At 56.9% G+C, this 19905-nt stretch carries 15 protein-coding genes; 12 read left to right on the plus strand and 3 right to left on the minus strand.

The genetic code is table 11. The features are described 5' to 3' along the window. The first annotated feature begins 170 nt into the window (after nucleotides 1-170). The 5 genes from AC5S16_RS17660 (at nucleotide 171) to plsX (ending at nucleotide 7017) form a co-directional block, all read left to right on the plus strand. Entirely contained in the window at nucleotides 171-3359 is a 3189-nt protein-coding gene (locus AC5S16_RS17660; protein WP_493931423.1) for a TonB-dependent receptor, read from the plus strand. Nucleotides 3360-3479: 120 nt separating this feature from the next. Further along, nucleotides 3480-5048, plus strand: coding sequence for a flavin monoamine oxidase family protein (locus AC5S16_RS17665; protein ID WP_493931424.1), 1569 nt, complete (start codon nucleotides 3480-3482; stop codon nucleotides 5046-5048). 107 nt (nucleotides 5049-5155) lie between these two features. After that, a complete protein-coding gene (locus tag AC5S16_RS17670; protein WP_493931425.1) occupies nucleotides 5156-5719 on the plus strand; it encodes a YceD family protein in 564 nt (187 codons plus the stop codon). A 54-nt stretch (nucleotides 5720-5773) separates the two neighbouring features. Next, nucleotides 5774-5959 carry a 50S ribosomal protein L32 gene (gene rpmF / locus AC5S16_RS17675; RefSeq protein WP_493931426.1) on the plus strand — a complete coding sequence of 62 codons (186 nt, stop codon included), beginning with the start codon at nucleotides 5774-5776 and terminating at the stop codon, nucleotides 5957-5959. An 11-nt stretch (nucleotides 5960-5970) separates the two neighbouring features. After that, entirely contained in the window at nucleotides 5971-7017 is a 1047-nt protein-coding gene (gene plsX, locus AC5S16_RS17680) for a phosphate acyltransferase PlsX (protein WP_493931427.1), read from the plus strand. On the opposite strand, the gene AC5S16_RS17685 is transcribed toward plsX, so the two are convergent. Further along, complete coding sequence (locus AC5S16_RS17685; protein WP_493931428.1) at nucleotides 7009-7257, minus strand: toxin-antitoxin system HicB family antitoxin; 249 nt, start codon at nucleotides 7255-7257, stop codon at nucleotides 7009-7011. The two genes, plsX and AC5S16_RS17685, sit on opposite strands and share 9 nt — an antisense overlap. After that, entirely contained in the window at nucleotides 7254-7685 is a 432-nt protein-coding gene (locus AC5S16_RS17690; protein ID WP_493931429.1) for a putative toxin-antitoxin system toxin component, PIN family, read from the minus strand. The genes AC5S16_RS17685 and AC5S16_RS17690 overlap by 4 nt, the downstream gene beginning before the upstream one ends. A 160-nt stretch (nucleotides 7686-7845) precedes the next feature. On the opposite strand from AC5S16_RS17690, the gene AC5S16_RS17695 reads away from it, so the two are divergent. From AC5S16_RS17695 to hpnI, 3 genes are all read left to right on the plus strand, one after another. Beyond that, nucleotides 7846-9072 carry an ABC transporter permease gene (locus tag AC5S16_RS17695; RefSeq protein ID WP_493931430.1) on the plus strand — a complete coding sequence of 409 codons (1227 nt, stop codon included), beginning with the start codon at nucleotides 7846-7848 and terminating at the stop codon, nucleotides 9070-9072. Nucleotides 9073-9088: 16 nt separating this feature from the next. Next, entirely contained in the window at nucleotides 9089-10354 is a 1266-nt protein-coding gene (locus AC5S16_RS17700) for an ABC transporter permease (RefSeq protein WP_493931431.1), read from the plus strand. Between the two features lie 98 nt (nucleotides 10355-10452). Further along, entirely contained in the window at nucleotides 10453-11604 is a 1152-nt protein-coding gene (gene hpnI / locus AC5S16_RS17705; RefSeq protein ID WP_493931432.1) for a bacteriohopanetetrol glucosamine biosynthesis glycosyltransferase HpnI, read from the plus strand. A gap of 263 nt (nucleotides 11605-11867) precedes the next feature. Here hpnI and AC5S16_RS17710 read toward each other — a convergent pair whose 3' ends face one another. Continuing rightward, the gene (locus AC5S16_RS17710; protein ID WP_493931433.1) at nucleotides 11868-13631 is read right to left on the minus strand and encodes an ArnT family glycosyltransferase; all 1764 of its coding nucleotides are present in this window, start codon (nucleotides 13629-13631) and stop codon (nucleotides 11868-11870) included. Between the two features lie 315 nt (nucleotides 13632-13946). Between AC5S16_RS17710 and AC5S16_RS17715 the strand changes: the two genes are divergently transcribed. The 4 genes from AC5S16_RS17715 to AC5S16_RS17730 are packed head-to-tail and all read left to right on the plus strand — an operon-like array spanning nucleotide 13947 to nucleotide 19902. After that, a complete protein-coding gene (locus AC5S16_RS17715; RefSeq protein ID WP_493931434.1) occupies nucleotides 13947-14819 on the plus strand; it encodes a cytochrome c3 family protein in 873 nt (290 codons plus the stop codon). Further along, entirely contained in the window at nucleotides 14816-17923 is a 3108-nt protein-coding gene (locus tag AC5S16_RS17720; protein WP_493931435.1) for a TAT-variant-translocated molybdopterin oxidoreductase, read from the plus strand. The genes AC5S16_RS17715 and AC5S16_RS17720 overlap by 4 nt, the downstream gene beginning before the upstream one ends. Nucleotides 17924-17938: 15 nt before the next feature. Further along, complete coding sequence (gene nrfD / locus AC5S16_RS17725) at nucleotides 17939-19360, plus strand: NrfD/PsrC family molybdoenzyme membrane anchor subunit (RefSeq protein ID WP_493931436.1); 1422 nt, start codon at nucleotides 17939-17941, stop codon at nucleotides 19358-19360. Then, nucleotides 19360-19902 carry a DUF3341 domain-containing protein gene (locus tag AC5S16_RS17730; protein WP_493931437.1) on the plus strand — a complete coding sequence of 181 codons (543 nt, stop codon included), beginning with the start codon at nucleotides 19360-19362 and terminating at the stop codon, nucleotides 19900-19902. The genes nrfD and AC5S16_RS17730 overlap by 1 nt, the downstream gene beginning before the upstream one ends. Nucleotides 19903-19905: the final 3 nt, after the last annotated feature.

The following is a 19905-nucleotide window of genomic DNA, read 5'->3' on the forward strand; positions in this document are numbered from 1 at the left end:
CAAGGAAAGCTCCTCGAACGATATCTCAAAATTTCGTTCCATCGTTGAGTCATAAGCCCGCCAAGAAAACAAGAACAGTTTTCACAAACTCACTTTTGGAGGTCGCTATGTCATCCCCTGGAAGCCGTAGTCTATTCAAATTTGTCACAGTTACAGTTCTATTAGTAGGAATGCTGTCAGCTGCCTTTGCCCAGACGTTCCGCGGAGGCATTAACGGTGTCGTCACCGATCAGTCAGGCTCAGTAATTTCCGGGGCTCAGGTTGTGGCCACTGCCGACGCAACCCAGGTCCAACACACCACAGTTACCTCGAGCAGCGGCGAGTTCGCCTTTCAGGACCTTCCGCTCGGCGTCTATACCGTGACAGCCACAGCCAGCGGCTTCCAGACAATAAAAGTAGGAAACGTGGAAGTGGCGGCCGGCGCTATCTATACGCTGCCGGTCAAGCTGACGGTGGCATCGCAGGCGACTACAGTCGAGGTTTCCGCCGCCGCATTGGCGCTCGATACTACAACAACAACGCAGACAACTGTTCTGAATGAGAAGACGGTGCAGGACCTGCCGCTGAACGGGCGCGACTTTACGCAGATGATCGGCCTGACGCCGGGCTTTGCCGGATATGTAGGCGGCGGTTATGGCTCGCTTAATGGCACCCGCGCCAACCAGATGAACTGGCAGATTGACGGTGTCGACAACAACGATCTCTGGCATAACATCCCGGCGGTGAACCAGGGCGGTGTTTCTGGAATCGCCGGCATTGTGCTGCCGATCGATGCCGTTGCGGAGTTTTCCGCGCAGACTCAGGCTGCACCCGAAGCAGGTCGCAACCCTGGCGGTACCGTAAACCTCTCGCTCAAGTCCGGCACCAATGGCCTGCACGGATCGCTTTACTACTACAACCGCAATGAGTTTTTCGGCGCGGGCTCGCCCTTTACTCCCGGCGAAAAGCAAAAGGTTCGCAACTATAACTATGGGTTCTCAGCGGGAGGGCCGTTCATCAAGAACAAGCTCTTCTGGTTTGCGACTTATGAGCATCAGCGGTTTGTGATCGGGCTGCCCGGTCTCGGAACGGAGCCTTCGGCTGCTTATCAAGCAGAAGCGCAGCAGTTGCTGACGGCAAAGAATGTTCCGGTCAATCCGGTCTCACAGAACCTGCTGAAGATGTACTGGCCTGCTTATGCCTTGACCGGCCCTGCAACTGCGAACAACTATCACAGCCCCGATCCTGAATTCGGCTACAGCTACAACGGCCTGATAAAGGTCGACTGGAACATCAACGAGAAGAACACGCTCTCAGCGCGAGGCTTTGGCGGGCAGGGTAACCAGGTGGCGCCGGTCGGGTCGCAGTTGCTTCCTTACTACGAAATCGCTCCCCTTCACGTATTCAACTACGCCATCATGTACAACCATGTCTTCACGCCTTCGATCACGAACCAGGTATTGGCTGGCGTGAATTATTTCAATCAGGTCTTCAGCGACTACCAGACAAATTTCGATATCAACCAGACAGGTCTGATTACGAATTCTCCTTATCCGCAGGCGCCCAATATATCAATCAGCGGTTTTGACGATATCGGTCTTACCCCGCCGCAGGGACGCAATGACATTACAGGACACCTGACCGATGATCTCAACTGGACAGTCGGCAAGCACCAGTTCAAATTCGGAGGCGAATACAGGCAGGCGCAGCTTGATGAGTTCTATAACCGCCATACGCAGGGCGTCTTTACCTTTGATGGCTCACAGGGCGGCTGGAATTACACCGGAAACGACGATGCAGTTCCGGCGCTGGCCGATTTTCTTGCAGGACTTTCGCAATCGTCGTCCATTACGCAAGGCGACCCTGACCGCCAGGTATTCGTAAATACATTCACGCTCTTTGCGCAGGATGCATGGCAGTTCAAGCCGAAATTTAACGTGAACTACGGCGTGCGTTACGACTACATTGGTCCCTTCCATAATGACTGGAAGAATCTTTCCGTCTTCCGTCCTGAGATTGGCGGCAATGGCATAGCATTCCAGGGAGACCAGATCAGCAATCTCTTTAAACGGACGTGGACGAATATCAGTCCTCGCCTGGGCTTCTCCTATCAGGTAAAGCCCAGCACCGTGGTGCGCGGCGGGTTCGGCATGTACTTCGACGCCTACAACCTGAATCCATTTCTCGATAACCGCCCAGGCAATCTGGCGCCGAACGGAGTGGAAGGAAACCCGGCGGGCAACAATCCTGTATTTACAGTCGAGCAGGGACCGAAGCAATTTGTTTCGGGCACTGATTTCTTCCCTTCTTCACAGGGAAATCTCAATTGCCTTTCATCAACAGATACAAGCTGCGGAGTCTTCGGATTGTTTTCAGCCGATAAGAACTTCCGGCCGTCTTACAACTACAACTACAACCTGAATATTGAGCAGAGCCTCGGACCGAAGGCTGTCTTCACCATCGGCTATGTTGGTTCCTCGGGCCATCATCTTCTGTCGCTGCTCGATATCAACCAGGCCGCTCTGAATGCGAATGGGCTGGATCAGACGACCCGGCCCTACTACAACACGCCAAACATCCAGCCATATGCAATTCACTACGGCAACATCAACCAGATCCAGAGCATCGGTACTTCGAACTACAATTCTCTGCAAACAACTTTGCGCATCAACTCCTGGCATGGGCTGAGCTCGCAGGTTGCTTATACCTGGAGCCACAGCCTGGATGAGGTGACGGCTTACCGCGGAGCTCTGCCGCAGAACAGCCTTCCCACCGGGCCTGGCTGCGGGCCGATCTCGAATGCGGGTTTTGCGTGCGACTACAGCAACAGCGACTTTGACACGCGCAATACCGCCATCGTCCAGGTCACTTACGCCATTCCGGGAGGAAACCGCTGGAAAGGCCTCACTCATGGATGGGAGCTCAGCAGCCTGATGAATTTCCATGACGGCCAGCCATTCAACATCACCACCGGCTCGGACAGCACCGGAACGGATGAGTTTGTGCAACGGCCGAACCTGATTGGAAATGCTATCGGAGGTTTCCATCAGGAAAAGGTGAATGCCAGCTGGATCAATCCTGCAGCTTTTGCTGAGCCCGCAAATGGAACATTCGGCACATTGCGCCGAAATGCCTTCTATGGACCGGGATACAGCGATGTGGATCTTTCAGTCTTCAAGAACACGGCCATCAAGGAGAGGGTAACGGTGCAGTTCCGCGCAGAGATGTTCAACCTTTTCAATCGTACGAATTTTGCTCCTCCATCTTCCATCTCGAATAACTTCGTGCTGAATGATACGATCGGCGACTACAATGGTGCTCCCGGCATCGGCGCGGGTGAGCCGTTCAACACGCAGCTTGTTCTGAAGGTCATCTTCTAACTGCAAAGCCCGCACATCCATGCTGTGTGTTGTCACGCAGCGCAGACTCTACGAGAGACTATCCGGTGCAATGTGCCGGATAGTCTCTGCGCGCACGAATGAATATGGAGTGAGAAGTTTATGGGATTGACTCGGCGCGATTTCCTGATGCGTGTTGGCCAGGCGGGCGGATACAGCGCCGCATTCATGATGATGCAATCGCTCGGTCTGCTGCCTGCTCCCGAAGCCTATACGCAGGCCCTCAATCCTGCGCAAGGGAAGGGCACGCGTGTTGTGATTCTAGGCGGCGGCATCGCCGGCCTCGTCTCGGCGTATGAGCTGGGCAAAGTCGGATACCGATGTACTCTGCTCGAAGCCCGGCAGCGCGTTGGCGGGCGTAACTGGAGCATCCGTCGCGGTGCGAAGATCAACTTTGCCGACGGCACCGAACAGACATGCACTTTTGAAGAAGGCCATTATTTCAACGCAGGTCCGGCGCGCCTGCCCTCTATCCACACCACCATGCTCGGCTACTGCCGGGAATTCGAAATCCCTCTTGAAGTGGAAGTGAACACCTCGCGCGGCACGCTGCTGCAATGCGACATGATGAACGGCGGAGTCGCCGTCGAGCAGCGCCAGATGGTGAACGATACGCGCGGACATGTCTCCGAACTGTTGGCCAAGAGTATCAAGAAGGGCGCACTCGACGAGGAAGTCACGGCGGATGACAAAGAGCGCATGCTCACCTTCCTCCGCGCGTATGGCGATCTGGCTCCGGACTTTCTTTATAAAGGCTCGGAGCGGTCGGGCTTCAAGGTCTATCCCGGAGCTGGACCGGAAAGGCCGGAGCCGAAAGACCCTCTGCCCATGCATGCCCTGCTTGATGCTGATTTGTGGCAGGGCCTTCTGGCGGAAGACGTCATCGACTGGCAGGCGACCATGTTTCAGCCCATCGGCGGCATGGACCGCATCCCTGCAGTCTTTGAGAAGCGCCTGGGCAGCGTGATCCGCTATGGCGCGGAAGTGAAGCAGATTCGCCAGTCGCCAACGGGTGTCACAGTCACTTATCGCGACAGCAAAACAGGAAAATCAGAAACTGTCAGCGCCGACTACTGCATCTGCGCGATGCCCTTCAGCGTGGTCAAGCATCTCGACGCCGACTTTGCTTCGGATGTAAAGGCGCTGATCGATGCCAGCAGCTACGATTCCGGCTACAAGGTGGCCTGGGAGTCGCGTCGCTTCTGGGAGCAGGACTACAGGATTTACGGCGGGCTCTCTTACCTGCAGCAGACAGTCGATGTTGTCTGGTATCCGAGTGCGTCATTCTTCTCACAGACGGGCGTCATTGTTGGTGGGTATTCCATCGAGAACGGAACGCCTTTTGGCCGCTTACCCAATATGCAGGCCAAGCTCGAAGCTTCGCGTGCCGCGATTGAAAAACTGCATCCCGGCCATTCGAAGGAGCTGAAAAATCCTGTCTACATCAACTGGGGTGAGATTCCGTTCAACTATGGTTCGTGGATCCACGGCTACAGCAGCGAATACGAGAAGACGTACAAACGCATCATCGAGCCTGATCGCCGCGTGTACTTCGCCGGCGATCATACGAGCCACATTATCGGCTGGCAGGAGGGCGCAGCGCTTTCAGCCTACCGCACCATCAACCAGATCAGCGTAGCGGTACAAAAGGGAGGAACCAATGCAGCGTAAGAAGATTCCGGAATAGGCAATGAGCAGGGCAGGGCATCAGAATCTGGTAACGTTTCCGCGCGATATACTTTTAGGAAGAATCCCATTCCCTGAAAAAGAGGCGCGCCATGCTGATCACCCTGCCTGAACTCGAACGGGAGCCGCTCGAATTTGATCTCGATCTGCAGCCGGAGAGTATCGACTATGGCCCGGAAATCGAGCAGGAGGGCCCTCTGCATGTGGCCGGACGCGCAGACCTGATCGAGGAGCATCGCGGGACGCGCGAGATTGTCGAAGATATCCGCGTGCGGGCGAAGTATCAGGGACGGGTTGCAGTGGCCTGTGCGCGCTGCCTGGAGCCGGTGGAACATGCGCTGGATGGAGAATTTGACCTGATTTTTCGGCCCTTAGGCGTCGAAGATGGCTCAGACGATCATTCTATCAGCACATCGGAGACGGAAATCGGTTATTATCAGAAGAGCGGCCTTGTGCTGGAAGACGTGCTGCGCGAACAGGTGCTTTTGTCCCTCCCTGCCAGAACGCTATGCCGCCAGGACTGCAAGGGACTTTGCCCGCGTTGCGGCCAGAACCTGAATTCCGAAGCCTGCGCCTGTGATGCAGCGCCCCCCGACCCCAGGTGGTCAGCACTTTCGGATTTAAGTTCGAGCTTGCGCAGCCGGATGAAATCGTAATTGCGAGCACCGCGAGGCGAAACAGCCCGGATGCTCGATTGAAAGGAATTTGCCATGCCGAATCCAAAGCGGCGCCACTCCAAGGCCCGCACCGCAAAGCGCCGCGCACACGACGCGCTCACTTCTACAGGACTGTCAGAGTGTCCGAACTGTCATGAGCGCAAGCTGCCCCACCGTGCCTGTCCCAAATGCGGCACCTACAAGGGCCGCGAAGTGCTTGAAGTGAAGGAAGCCAGCTAGTCCAGCCTACGATGCTGACTCACATCGCTCTCGATGCCATGGGTGCTGATAAAGCGCCTGATCCGGAGATTCGGGGCGCGATCCTTGCCTGCCGTACGCTGCCGGTGCGCGTGTACCTGGTGGGGCCGCAGGAGCGGCTGCGCCCGCTGCTGTATGAGTATCTGGCGGGAGAGCGTCTCCCGATCGACATCGTTCACGCAAGCGAATACATCAGCATGGACGAGAAGGCCGCCCACGCTGTCCGTACCAAGCGCGACAGCTCGATGCGCGTCGGTCTTCGCCTCGTCCGGGAAAAGAAGGTTGCCGGATTCCTTACCGCAGGCAACACCGGAGCCGCCATGGCTACGGCCAAGATGGTGCTCGGCGCACTGCCGGGCGTCGACCGTCCTGCGCTGGCCGTGGTGATGCCCACAACCGCCGGATCGCCCTGTGTCCTCCTTGATGTTGGTGCGAATGTCGATTGCAAGCCGCAGAACCTGGAGCAATTCGCCGTCATGGGCGAGATGTATGCGCGCAGCGTGCTGAAAATTTCGCGCCCGCGTGTCGGGCTGCTTTCAATCGGTGAAGAAGAGGGCAAGGGCAACGAACTGACCGCGGAAACGCTTCCCCTGCTCAAGCAGCTGCCCATCAACTTCATTGGCAACGTCGAGGGGCGCGATATCTACAACGGCCATGCTGACGTAATCGTTTGTGACGGTTTTGTCGGCAATGTGGCGCTCAAGACTTCCGAAGGACTGACGAAGCTGGTGCGCGACATGCTGAAGCAGTCGCTGACCACGACGGTCACCGCGCAGGTAGGCGCATTGCTTTCCCGCAAGGCCTTCAATGCCTTCAAGAAGCGGCTCGATCCTTCGGAGTACGGCGGCGCTCCGCTGCTGGGTGTGCGCGGCGTCTGTGTGATCGGCCATGGATCATCGAACGAGCGCGCGATTTACAACGGCCTTCGCGTGACTGCGGAATTTGCCCAGGCAGGAATCAACGAGCGCATCGAGCGCGAGTTTGCCCAAAAGCCTCCGGAGACACCTCACGCCAGCGGAGTTGGGTTGCCGCTACAGTAGTTCATCTTCCGGAAGCGGGGTATTTCCTCTGCCCGCCTTCTTCAGAACTTTTAAAGCCTTCGAAATATCTGCTCTTTTCGCCCGCTCGCGAAAGAATGCTTCAGTCCGAAGCGCCGACAATTTCTCTGCCACCGCAACATTGATGAATTGATTGAGGGCAACACCCTCAGATTCGGCAACTTTACGCGCTTCGTCCAGCAAAGAAGGTTGCACTCGCAAGGCGAAATTACTCTTCCTCATATATCTCTCACCTTTCTTAGAGCTTCGCCTGGGGTTAGCACTGCAACGCCAAACCGCGGAGAGATGGCAGCAAAATCCCTGGTGTTAAAGGTAACAATGGCATCGGCGGTTCCATTCGTTGCCGCTTCTAAGACCATATCGTCGTTTGCATCACGAAGCTGAGGCCTCCAGAGAAACGCCAGTTTGACGGGTTTCGCTACTGCAGCCAACGCATCGAGCAATACGGCCATCTCCTCAATTTCAAGTCCTGCTGTTATCAAATGCTCAGGGCGTGTCAAAACCGCTTCATACTCCAGAAAAAGAGGAACGGATGCCAACATTACGAATTCCTCCTTCAGAGCCCCTTCCAGGAGCATTGCGGAAGCTCCAAGACTGCTTCTAACAGCAGCCACGAGCACGGATGTATCGAGCACAAGCCGCAGTTTCATGATATTGCATGCAATATACACGATCAAGACGCTGCGCTGAAGGCAAATTCCACGGAACAAATTTACCTATCGCCTCGTAAATGAATGCCAAGGTAACGTGCGCTTGTACAAATGATCGGCTGTACACTCAGAGCACACAAGCAAGAAACTTTTTTTATCCATGGAATTCATTGAGGCCATCAAGATCGCTCTGCAGTCGCTCTGGGCGAACAAGCTGCGCTCGATCCTCACGCTGATTGGCGTGGTCATCGGCGTGGCTTCGGTGATTGCCGTCATTACGCTGACCAACGGTGTGAATAAATATGTCGCGACCAAGATCTACAGCTATGGCGCCGATGTTTTCACTCTGAGCAAGCAGCCGTCGGTGATCTTCAGCTATGAAGAGTACGAGAAATACCAGAAGCGCAAGGACATTCATCTTGAGGACTACCAGGCGATCCACGAGCTCTGTAAGTCCTGTGTCGATGTAGGCGCGCTGCAGAGCACCACGGGCAAAGTAGTTTACGGCTCGCATTCGAGCACCGATACCAGCATCCGCGGCTGGAGCTGGAACATGCCCGCCATGTCCAACCTGAATGTAGTCCTGGGGCGCAGCTTTACTCCTGCTGATGAGCAGTACGGCACGCACACGGCAATTATCGGCTACGACATTATTGACAACCTGATGCCCGGCTCCGATCCTCTGGGCAAGGAGATTCGCGTCGACGGCGAACCCTATACCGTGATCGGCGTAGGCGAGCGGCAGGGCAAGACGCTGGGGCAAAGCCAGGACAACTACGTCTCAGTGCCAATCAGCACTTACCAGCGCAAGTACGGAACCAACAAGAGCATCATCGTCTATATCAAGGCAGGGTCGGTAGGGCCTGCGCTTGACCGCGCATCCGATGAAGCACGGGCAATTCTGCGTGAGCGCCGCCATGATGCTCCCGGAGCGGAGGACAGTTTCTCGCTCGATACCAACGCCACCTTTGTTGGTCTATGGCAGAGCATCAGCTCCACATTTTTCTTTGTTGTCATCGGGATTGCCTCGATTTCGCTGGTTGTCGGCGGCATCGTCATCATGAACATCATGCTGGTGAGCGTCACCGAGCGGACGCGCGAGATCGGCGTGAGGAAAGCACTAGGTGCACGGTACACCGATATCCTGCTGCAGTTCCTCATCGAGTCGGCGACCATGTCGCTGGTGGGCGGTGCCATCGGCGTAATTGGTGGTGTTGGGGTCGCCAAGCTGGTGACGGTGGCCATCGGCTTCCCCTCGGATATTCAGATCTGGTCGGTATTTCTGGCGTTGTTTGTTTCCGCAGCTGTGGGTATTTTCTTCGGAGTCTACCCTGCGCGCAAGGCGGCAATACTGGATCCAATCGTCGCCCTGCGGTCGGAGCTATAGGAAAGGAGGGGCTGAGGTGAGAGTAGCTGATTCACGTGAAGCGGTCCGGATGGCCTTTGAGACGCTGCGCGCAAACAAGCTGCGCTCGGGGCTGACCATTCTCGGCATTGTGATCGGCGTGACCACCGTCATCACCATCTCTTCGATCATCAGCGGGCTCAACAACAATGTGCAGGCCTGGGTCAGCTCACTGGGCACGAATGTGCTCTGGGTTTATCACATGCCGGTCATCGGAGTACGTCCCACGGCAGAAATGCTGGCGCGCAAAAAGCTGACCTTTGACGATGTCGCGGCCATCCGCCAGCTGCCTCATGTTGCAGCCGCCGACGGCGGCGTGCGCCATGTGAACCCCATTTTTCAGGCCGGTATTGTTGGTGTGAAATATGGCCAGAAGAAGGCCCAGGGCACGCTTCTACAGGGGGATTCGTCGCAAATTTCTGAAGTTGCCGATGTTTCTCTTACCGAGGGCCGCGTATACACAGAAGATGAAGACCAGAGAAAGGCCAATGTGGTCATTCTCGGATACGATACGGCGCAGCAGCTCTTCGGCAGCGACAGCGCGCTCGGCAAAGAAGTCACGATTGAGAACAATACTTTCACTGTGATCGGAGTCTTCGAAAAGCGAAAACAGGCCTTTGGGGGCGGCCGCAATCCTGATGACAACGCGGCTTTTTTCCCCATCGGCACCTTTATGAAGCTGCATCCGGAAGATGCGGTCACGGGCGGTGTATGGGTGAGCGTAAAGTATGACGACCCGAAAAACCGCAATCTGGTAGAGGATGAAGTCCGCGAGCTGCTGCGCCGCCACCGCAAGGTACGCGTGGAGCAGCCGGATGATTTCGAAATCTTCGCCCCTGATTCGTTGTCGCGACTGTGGAACCAGCTTACTGGCGGACTGGCCATCTTCATGGTCGCCGTTTCAAGTGTAGGGCTGATGGTTGGCGGTGTCGGCGTAATGAATATCATGCTCGTCTCTGTGACGGAGCGCACCCGCGAGATTGGCGTTCGCAAAGCGATTGGAGCAACCAAGCGCAACATCCTGCTGCAATTCACCATTGAAGCAGTCACACTCTGTGCCCTGGGCGGCATCATTGGCATTGTGGTTGGTGGCATCATTACGCTGATCATCCGTCTGCTGTTGAGCGCATTGCCCGCGACTATGTCGAGTATGTGGGCAATGATCGGGTTCACTGTTTCGTGCTTCATTGGCCTGGTCTTCGGAATCTATCCGGCGTGGAAGGCCGCGAATCTCGATCCGATCGAAGCGCTGAGATATGAGTAGCGTGCAGCGCTCAGGGGGCAGGGTTCAGACAGCTCTTGGCGATTAACCGAACGCTGTACCCTGAGCGCTGTACGCTGTGCCCTGTAAACTGAGCATTCATGCTCGGCGTCGTGATTGAAAGCCTTACCACCATCCTTGCTCTGTGCGGACTGGGATTTTATTTCGCAGCTCTCTGGAGTGCGCGTGACTTTGTCCGCTCCAAACGAACTCCGCTTCAGGGGTTTCATCCTCCGGTCAGCATTCTGAAGCCGCTCAAGGGATTCGATCACGACATGTATGCGAGCTTTGCCAGCCACTGCCGCCAGCAGTATGCGGGTGAGTACGAGATCCTCTTCGGTGTCAACAGCATGGACGATCCAGCGGTTGCTGCGGTAGAGCAGCTCAAAACGGAGTATCCCAGGACTGCTGTTCGCCTGGTCGTGACTCCTGAAGTACTCGGGCCAAATGGAAAAGTCAGCAACCTTGCACAGATGCTCGCTCACGCGCGATTCGATCACATTCTCATCAATGACAGCGATATCAAGGTCTGGCCGCGTTACCTCGAACGCGTGATGGCGCCTTTTCAGGACATTAAGGTTGGCATGGTCACGGCGCTCTATCGCGGACGCGCACACAGAACACTTGGCTCAAAGATGGAGGCACTCGGCATTGCGACCGATTTCGCAGCCGGAGTGCTGACAGCGCGTAAGCTCGAAGGCGGCATTCGTTTCGGACTCGGTTCGACGCTGGCTGTTTCGCGCGCAGCCCTCGATGCGATTGGCGGGTTCGCCCCGCTCGCCGATTATCTGGCCGATGATTATGAACTCGGGGCGCGCGTCGCAGCTAAAGGCTTTCGCGTTGAATTGAGCGATGAGGTTGTTGAGACTACAGTCCCGGCCTACAACTTCCGCCAGTTTCTCGATCATCAGCTGCGCTGGGCGCGCGGCATGCGCGATTCACGCAAGGGAGGCTACGCCGGTGTGATCTTTACCTTTGGATTGCCCTGGGCCTTACTGAATTTCATTGCATCGGGCGCAAGCCTTTTCAGCATTGCACTGCTGAGCCTGGTCTTTGCTGCGCGCGTGACGCTGGCGCTTGCAGTCGGAGTGGGGCTGCTGCGTGCCGCCGAAGTTCTACGCGATCTCTGGCTGCTACCGCTGCGCGATGTGGTTGCCCTGTGCATCTGGGCGTGGAGCTATGCGGGCAATACCATTTCATGGCGCGGGCAGAAGTTTGTGCTGAAGGACGGCAAGCTGTTGGCAGGGGACTAGCCGTCCAGGCACACGCGCCTTTGGCACCCTTCTTGCTGCAGCCTAGAGTTCGAGTTAACTTTCTCGCTTCCGTTGGTCGCAGCTTTGTGCCAGGTTGTCATCCACCCTCCCACGTTAGTCCGCTAAAGCGGATGAACATGGGCACCCATGTTGCGTTTACCGTAGGCAAGATGCAGCGACCAACGGGAGCGGGAAGGTCTGCCGCAAAACTAGAGTTACTGCAAGAAGGGCGCCAAAGGCGCGTGTGCCTGGACGGCCAGTCCCTAGAATTCGGCGCCTCTCGAGCTCGGCTGGTTGCTCAGGATTTCTTTTCCGCCGCTGCGTCCAATGACGAAGACGGGCTGAGGCAGCTGTGGGGCTCGGTCGAGCGGCGTCCAGAGGAAGACGCGGTTTGCTCCTGCCCAGAGCTGGTTGAGTGCGCTGTTGTCGATGAAGATATGCGGTGCATCCGGAAAGAGCGAGCCTGGCCACAAGTCCGATTCGGTGCCATTCAATATCTGTACATTGCGCCGCAGGTAGAACGGCAGAGAGGATGCGTGATCGAGCGGGCCATTGATCACGACAACGTCATCGCTGTCCATCTCAGGCCGTATGGCGCTGGCCAGAATCTGCGAAGAGATGGCGGGCGAGAGCGTGTTGAGCGCCAGATGCGCAGCGATGAGAAAGGCAACTGTTGTTCCGAGCAGGAAGCAGTTGGCAAGCCTGGTTTTCTTTTTCAGACGGAAGCACAGGTTCGCGGTAAGCCCTACGAGAAGCGCGGCTGTAGTAATGCACAAGGGCACGCGGAATGCTCCCAGCGCGCGTTCAGTGAGATCGAAGAAGTGTCCGAAGAACAGGCGATGGCTGCGGGTGACTTCCTGCAGAAATGCCGAGACGTCGGTTCCTATGGGGAGAGGCTTGAAAGTGACAGCAATGATGGCTGAAGCAACAGCGGCAATCACGCCGGCGATGAAGAGAATCCACGCCGTAAGTATTCCCGCTGGTGTCGGAGAAGTCTCATCATCGGCGAGCCAGTATCCGGCAAGCAGAGCAAGCGGAGGAAGCGCGGGCAGCAGATAGTATTCCTGGCGGAAGGAAAAGCTGAAGAAGACCATGACGACTGCGGCCCATATCGCGAGAAGCAGCAGCGCGCGCTGTGTCTGGCTTGTCTCTTTCCAGCGCAGCCGCGCGAGCGCTTTGATAGCGAAGATGCACCACGGCGCGATGAATACGAGCAGCAGCAGCCAGAAGATCCATAGCGGCACGGAGTCATAGTTCTGCGGCGAGCGGTTGCCGAGATAGCGCAGGAAGTGTCCGTTAACGAAGTAGAGCCACAGAAAACCATGAGCATTGCCCTGTGCAGGATTTCTGATAGCGGCAAGAATGTGCCACGGTGCGGCGACGATCAGAAATGTAACAGTGCCGGTTACAGGATGCCAGCGCAAAAGATGGCGCAGGTTCCGCGTGAGGAACAAATAGATAAGGGTGATGGCCAGCGGAAAGAGCGCGCCAATCAGGCCCATGGTCAACACGCCGAGCGCGCAGCAGATATCGTGTCCGAGAGCAGTGGCCAGAGACGGCGTTTCTTCGCCGAGCGACTGCCAGAAGAAATATACCGCGAGCGAAATCCAGAGGCAGAACATCACCTGGGGCAGAAGAATGTGCGCGAAGCCGAAGATGCCGCTGGCCGTCATGAGACAGATTGCGGAGTAGAAGCCCGCGGGGATGGATTGGAAGAGCCGGCGCCCCAGCGCGAACGCAACTAAAAACAATGCCAGTGAAGAAAGGGCCAGCGGAAAACGCGCGGCCCAGTCATGACTGCCGAAGATGCGAAGGCTCGCTGCGACGCTCCACGGCAGCAGCGGAGGAGCTTCAAGAAAACGCACGCCATTAATGTGAAGCGTGACCCAGTCGTGAGTCTGGAGAATTTCTCGCGCAGCTTCGGCGTGCAGCGCGTCTTCGCCGTCAAAGAGCGGTGGACGCACAAGCGCGAACGAGCCATAGAGCAGAAGCCACAATCCGAGAATGGGGAAAAGAAAACGCTTCATTCTGTATAGGGTTCAGGGTACAGCGTGCCGAGCTTAGTGACTAGAGAATAGGGATTTCAGATTGTTTAGGTCTTAATTTGTATGTGTGAACAGAACACCAGCTATTTCAATGAAAACTGAATCACAGCAAACTGTACTTGGCTCTGAGTCGTGTGCGCTGCACCATGTATTAACGCATGAGTGACTTGCGAAGTGTGCCATCAGGCCACTATAGTGTTGCTTCGCAAAAATAAAAGAGTTTCCGGCGCATGAAAATGCCGGTGCAACGCTAACCCCTGCCACTACTAGGGATTCAGAGGAAACAGGAACGCATACATGGCGCAGATTTTTGACCGAAGCTCAAACGCGCTAGCACGCATGAGCCTGGTCTTAACGGGATTGATCGTCATAGCCTTGGGCGTGGCGCTGGATCAACTGCAAAGGTCACCATGGGTAACGCGGCAGGGGCAAAGGGCCGACCAGCCTGTCCCATTCAGTCATAAACACCACGTGCAGGGGCTGGGCATTCAGTGCCAGTACTGTCACGTATCGGTGGAGAAGTCGAGCTATGCCGGCATTCCTCCGACCAAGACCTGCATGAACTGCCACGCGCAGATCTGGACCAATGCCAATCTGCTGGAACCGGTCCGGAACAGCTGGGCGACGGGCGAGTCCATTAAATGGACGAAGGTCCACGACCTTCCTGATTACGTATATTTCAGCCACGAAATCCACGTAAATAAAGGCATAGGCTGTTCGAGCTGCCACGGCCGGATCGACGAGATGCCGATCACCTATCAGCAGAACACTCTGCAGATGGAGTGGTGCCTGAACTGCCATCGCAATCCGGCGAAAAACCTGCGACCTACGAGCGAAATCTACAACATGGCCTGGACCGGCCCGAGCGAGCTGAAGCCGGAATGGTGCGCGGTGAAACAGCAGTCGAAGACCGGAACGCCGACAGCGCAGGATGTGACCTGCACTGAGTCCAATCCAAGCGGAGGCGGCGGAGAACTGGCCGCACTCAATATGCCAGTGGGTCTGCACGCGCAGGCTGCTGCAGCGAGCGATGCGGGTGGAGCGGTGGTTCCTGCAGCGCTGAATTATCAGAAGTTCACCAGCCAGGAAGCGCTGGGCAAGTTCCTGCTGGATCAATACCACATCCGCTCGCCGCGTGATCTGTCGAGCTGCGAGGTCTGCCATCGATGAATAACAAGTCGAATGACAAGCAGCTTTTCCCTGTCGTCCTGGAAGACAAAAAAGAAATGAGCAACAACGGAACACAGATGACGCTCGAAGAAGTTCGCGCCAAGCTGAACGGCAAGACAGGCAAGAAATATTGGCGGAGCCTCGAAGAGTTAGCCGACAAGCCCGGATTCGCGGAGATGCTCAGCCGTGAATTTCCGCAGCAGGCTTCGGAGTGGATCGATTCGGTGTCGCGCCGCGGCTTTTTGAAGATGGCTGGCGCGTCGCTGGCGCTCGCCGGTCTGGCTGGCTGCACGAAGCAGCCCGACGAGCCGATTTATCCGTATGTGAAGGCGCCGGAAGATCTGATCCTGGGTAAGCCGATGTATTTTGCCACGGCTTTTCCGTTCCCGACAGGCGCGGTTCCGGTGCTGGTGAAGAGCGATGCGTATCGTCCGATCAAGGTGGACGGCAATCCGGAGCATCCTTACATCAAGGGCGGATCGGATGCATTTACTCAGGGCACGTTGCTTGATTTGTATGATCCTGACCGCTCGCAGCATGTGGTTTATCGCGGCGAGACGCGCACGTGGGCGGCCTTCCAGGCGGCATGGCGCTCAGCTCTGGCTGACAAGAAATCTTCCGGCGGCAGCGGAATCTATTTTCTGAGCAGCACCATTACTTCGCCGACGCTGGCGGCGCAGTGGAAGAAGGCGCAGGCTGCGTTTCCGAATGCGAAACTGGTGCAGTACGATCCGGTAAATCGCGATTCGGCATATGCGGCTTCGAAGGCCGCGTTTGGCGATTATCTCGACGCGCAGTACAAGCTCGATGCAGCGGATGTGGTTCTGTCGCTCGATGCAGATTTTCTTTCCGGCGCAACGCATCCCGGCTTCCACAAATTAGCGAAGGATTACGCGAACAAGCGCAGGCTCGACAGCACGACCGAGATGAATCGCCTGTATGTCGTCGAGAGCTGGACAACGACGACGGGCCTCAAGGCGGAACACCGGCTGGCGTTGCGGGCGAGCGAGATTCCCGCATTTGCTGCGGCGTTGGCCGGAACGCTGACAAATGGCTCTGCGACCTATAGCGGGTCGGATGATGCGAAGAAGCTTCTTGCCGCGGTGGCGAAAGATCTGAAGGCCAGCGCAGGGAAGTGCGTTGTGATTCCCGGCGAACAGCAGTCGCCCGCCGTGCATCTGGCTGCGATTGCCATTAATGAAGCTCTTGGCAATGTGGGCAAGACGGTGATTTATACCGAGACGGTGAATCCTCTGCCCTCGATTCAGAATGACGACCTGAAGTCTCTGGTCGCCGATCTGAATGCGGGCAAGGTGGACTGGCTGGTGGTGCTCAATGCGAACCCGGTCTACTCCGCTCCTGCCGACCTGAAATTTGAAGAAGCGGCCAACAAGGCGAAGACGCTGGTCCATCTAGGCTCGCACGTGGATGAGACCGCCACGCAGGCACACTGGCACATCAACAGCGCGCATTATCTCGAAAGCTGGTCGGATGCGCGCGCTTATGACGGTACGGTTTCGGTTGTGCAGCCGTTGATTGAGCCGCTCTATGCGGGACATTCGGCGCACGAGATTGTGCAGGCAATGCTCGACAACCCTGACCTCTCGCCTTATGAGGCAGTGCGCGATAACTGGAAATCGGCGCTCTCTGCCAAGGGTGATTTTGAAGCGAACTGGCGCAAGGCGCTGCATGACGGGTTCATCGCAGATACGGCCTTTACACCGAAGAGCACGTCAGGGAAGGCCTCCGGCTACGCGCAGAACCTGCCCACGCAGACCAATGCTCTCGAGATTGTCTTCCGCCCCGACTACAGCCTCTACGATGGACGCTTTGCCAACGTCGGCTGGCTGCAGGAGCTGCCGCGTCCGGTGACGAATCTCTCATGGGACAACGCCGCGCAGATGAGCTATGCCACGCTCACCAGGCTCAACCTTGCCGAGCATGATGTGGTTGAGATCAGCGTGAATGGGCTCAAGGTTCTGGCTCCGGTGTTTGCTGTTCCGGGTCATCCCGACAATACGATCACGCTGACGCTGGGGCAGGGCCGCAGCCGCGCAGGACGCGTGGGCAGCGGCTTCGGGTTCAATGCCTATGCCGTGCGCACATCGGACGCTCCGCTGTATGCGACTGGAGCGAGCCTGCGCAAAACGGGCGATACCTACGAATTCGCGGTTACCAAGAGCCACTACACCGATCATCGCGCGGTCTTCGTTGGCGGCGACGGCAGCGGGACGCACTCGCTTGAAGGCAATGAGGCGATGGACCGCGGAATTATCCGCTATGCCACGCTCGAAGAATTCAAGAAGAATCCTAACTTTGCGCACGAGGGCGAGGGCAAGGAAGATCCCGAAGCAGACGAGAGCATGTTCCCGGCCTATAGATACGACAAGAATGCCTGGGGCATGTCGATCGATATGAATGCCTGCGTCGGCTGCAATGCCTGCATCGTGAGCTGCTATGCCGAGAACAATATTGCCGTGGTTGGCAAGCATCAGGTGAAGGTCGGGCGCAACATGCAGTGGCTGCGCATTGACACCTATTACGAAGGGGATCTTGCAGCGCCGCGCGCGCACTTCCAGCCGATGGCCTGCCAGCATTGCGAGAACGCTCCCTGCGAACAGGTCTGCCCAGTAGGCGCCACCGTGCACACGCCGGAAGGCCTCAACACAATGGTCTACAACCGCTGCGTGGGCACGCGCTATTGCTCGAACAACTGCCCGTACAAGGTGCGCCGCTTCAACTTCCTGCTCTTCTCTGATTTTGAAACCGAGAGCCTGAAGCTGATGCGCAATCCCGATGTTTCGGTCCGCAGCCGCGGCGTCATGGAGAAGTGCAGCTACTGCGTGCAGCGCATCAATGCGGCCAAGATCGAGGCGGACAAGGAAAACCGCGAGATTCGCGATGGCGAGATTGTGACGGCGTGCCAGCAGGCATGCCCGACGAATGCGATCATCTTCGGCAATTTGAATGACCGCTCAAGCAAGGTGCGCAAGCTCAAGGAAGGATCGCGCAGCTATGGCGTGTTGACAGGCAACAACACGCGACCGCGCACGACATATATCGCCGAGGTGCTCAACGTGAACCCTGAGCTGACGGAAGCCTAGGACACTGGACGGAATATGGCAATCAAGAACCCAATCAACGATCCGATGCTGGACCCGATCACAGGCGAAGACCGGGTCATTGCGCCGGGACACACCTTCAAGTCAGTTACGGAGAAGGTCTCGCGCATTGTTCTGACCAGCCATACGCCGCTGGGGTGGTTTGGCGGAATCCTGCTGGCCGGCGGCGGCGCAACGCTGCTGCTGATTGCCGTGACGTGGCTCTTCCTTGAGGGCGTCGGCATCTGGGGCATTACGCAGCCGGTGGCCTGGGGCTTCGCTATTGTCAACTTTGTGTGGTGGATCGGTATCGGCCACGCCGGAACGCTGATCTCGGCCATCCTTCTGCTCTTCAAGCAGAGCTGGCGCAACTCGATCAACCGCTTCGCCGAAGCGATGACAATCTTCGCTGTGGTCTGCGCCGGCATGTTCCCGCTGATCCACGTAGGCCGTCCGTGGCTGGGGTACTGGCTCTTCCCGTACCCGAACACGATGAACGTGTGGCCGCAGTTCCGCTCGCCGCTGCTGTGGGACGTCTTTGCGGTTTCGACTTATGCAACCATCTCGGTTGTCTTCTGGTACATCGGTCTGGTTCCTGACTTCGGCACGATGCGCGACCGCTCGAAATCGAAGATCGGCCAGTTTGTTTATGGATGGCTCTCGCTTGGCTGGCGCGGTTCTGTACGGCACTGGGTGCGGTATGAGACGGCATCGCTGCTGCTCGCAGGTTTAGCGACGCCGCTGGTGCTCTCCGTACATACGGTCATCAGCTTCGACTTCGCTGTGGCGCTCATGCCCGGGTGGCATACGACCATCTTTCCGCCGTACTTCGTCGCTGGCGCCGTGTACTCCGGCTTCGCCATGGTCATCACGCTGGCGGTGCCGATTCGCAAGTTCTATCACCTGGAAGACCTCATCACCATCCGCCACCTCGAAAACATGGGCAAGGTCATGCTGACCACCGGCCTCATCGTTGCCTATGGCTACTGGATGGAAGTCTTCATGGCCTACTGGTATTCGGCGAGCCACTGGGAGTACTTCATGATGTGGAACCGCATGTTCGGGCCGATGGGCTGGTCGTACTGGGTGCTCATCACCTGCAACATCGCGCTGCCGCAGTTGATGTGGTTCCGCAAGTTCCGGCGCAGTCCTGGCTGGATGTTCCTGATGTCGTTCATTGTGAACACCGGCATGTGGTTCGAGCGTTTTGTCATCGTTGTGACAAGCCTTACGCGCGATTTTCTTCCATCATCGTGGGGGACCTACAAGGCCACGCGCTGGGATTATGCGACCTTTGCCGGGACCCTCGGATTGTTCACGGTTCTATTCTTCCTGTTTGTTCGCTTCCTGCCCATGATTCCCATGTCTGAGCTGCGCATCCTGCTGCCTCAGGCGAAGATTCGTTCGGAAGCGGAACCTCTCCCGGAGGCGGGTGACTGATGCCTGTACGTGAAGGAACTTACGGATTGCTTGCGGAGTTTGATACTCCAAGCGAGCTGGTGCATGCCGCGCAGGCCGCATACGATTCCGGCTACCGGCGCATGGATTGCTATACGCCCTATCCGGTGGAAGAAGCGGCGGCGGCAATCGGCTTCCATCGCGACAATGTCTCGCTGGTCTGCCTCATCGGCGGCCTGCTGGGACTGGCGGCGATGTTCAGTCTCGAGACCTGGATTTCACTCTGGGCTTATCCGTTGAACATTGCGGGCCGTCCGTACTATTCGTGGCCGGCGTTTGTCATTCCGGCATACGAGTGGACGATTCTATGGGCCGGCCTTTCCGCAGCTTTCGGGATGCTTGCGATCAATGGACTGCCGCAGCTTTACCACCCCCTCTTCAACGCTCCGAACTTTCGCGATGGCGCGACGACAGACAAATTTTTCCTCTGCCTCGAATCAACCGATCCGAAGTTCGATGTGGGCGAATCGAGGGCATTTCTTGAAGGCTTCAGGCCCGTCTCCGTGGTGGAGGTGGAGTATTAAGAC

The sequence above is a fragment of the Acidobacterium sp. FHG110202_01 genome, assembly GCF_059115305.1.

Coding starts and splice junctions, on each gene's coding strand:
- AC5S16_RS17660 (WP_493931423.1), top strand. CDS start 171: ATGCTGTCAGCTGCCTTTGCCCAGACGTTCCGCGGAGGCATTAACGGT.
- AC5S16_RS17665 (WP_493931424.1), top strand. CDS start 3,480: ATGGGATTGACTCGGCGCGATTTCCTGATGCGTGTTGGCCAGGCGGGC.
- AC5S16_RS17670 (WP_493931425.1), top strand. CDS start 5,156: ATGCTGATCACCCTGCCTGAACTCGAACGGGAGCCGCTCGAATTTGAT.
- rpmF (WP_493931426.1), top strand. CDS start 5,774: ATGCCGAATCCAAAGCGGCGCCACTCCAAGGCCCGCACCGCAAAGCGC.
- plsX (WP_493931427.1), top strand. CDS start 5,971: ATGCTGACTCACATCGCTCTCGATGCCATGGGTGCTGATAAAGCGCCT.
- AC5S16_RS17685 (WP_493931428.1), bottom strand. CDS start 7,257: ATGAGGAAGAGTAATTTCGCCTTGCGAGTGCAACCTTCTTTGCTGGAC.
- AC5S16_RS17690 (WP_493931429.1), bottom strand. CDS start 7,685: ATGAAACTGCGGCTTGTGCTCGATACATCCGTGCTCGTGGCTGCTGTT.
- AC5S16_RS17695 (WP_493931430.1), top strand. CDS start 7,846: ATGGAATTCATTGAGGCCATCAAGATCGCTCTGCAGTCGCTCTGGGCG.
- hpnI (WP_493931432.1), top strand. CDS start 10,453: ATGCTCGGCGTCGTGATTGAAAGCCTTACCACCATCCTTGCTCTGTGC.
- AC5S16_RS17710 (WP_493931433.1), bottom strand. CDS start 13,631: ATGAAGCGTTTTCTTTTCCCCATTCTCGGATTGTGGCTTCTGCTCTAT.
- AC5S16_RS17715 (WP_493931434.1), top strand. CDS start 13,947: ATGGCGCAGATTTTTGACCGAAGCTCAAACGCGCTAGCACGCATGAGC.
- AC5S16_RS17720 (WP_493931435.1), top strand. CDS start 14,816: ATGAATAACAAGTCGAATGACAAGCAGCTTTTCCCTGTCGTCCTGGAA.
- nrfD (WP_493931436.1), top strand. CDS start 17,939: ATGGCAATCAAGAACCCAATCAACGATCCGATGCTGGACCCGATCACA.
- AC5S16_RS17730 (WP_493931437.1), top strand. CDS start 19,360: ATGCCTGTACGTGAAGGAACTTACGGATTGCTTGCGGAGTTTGATACT.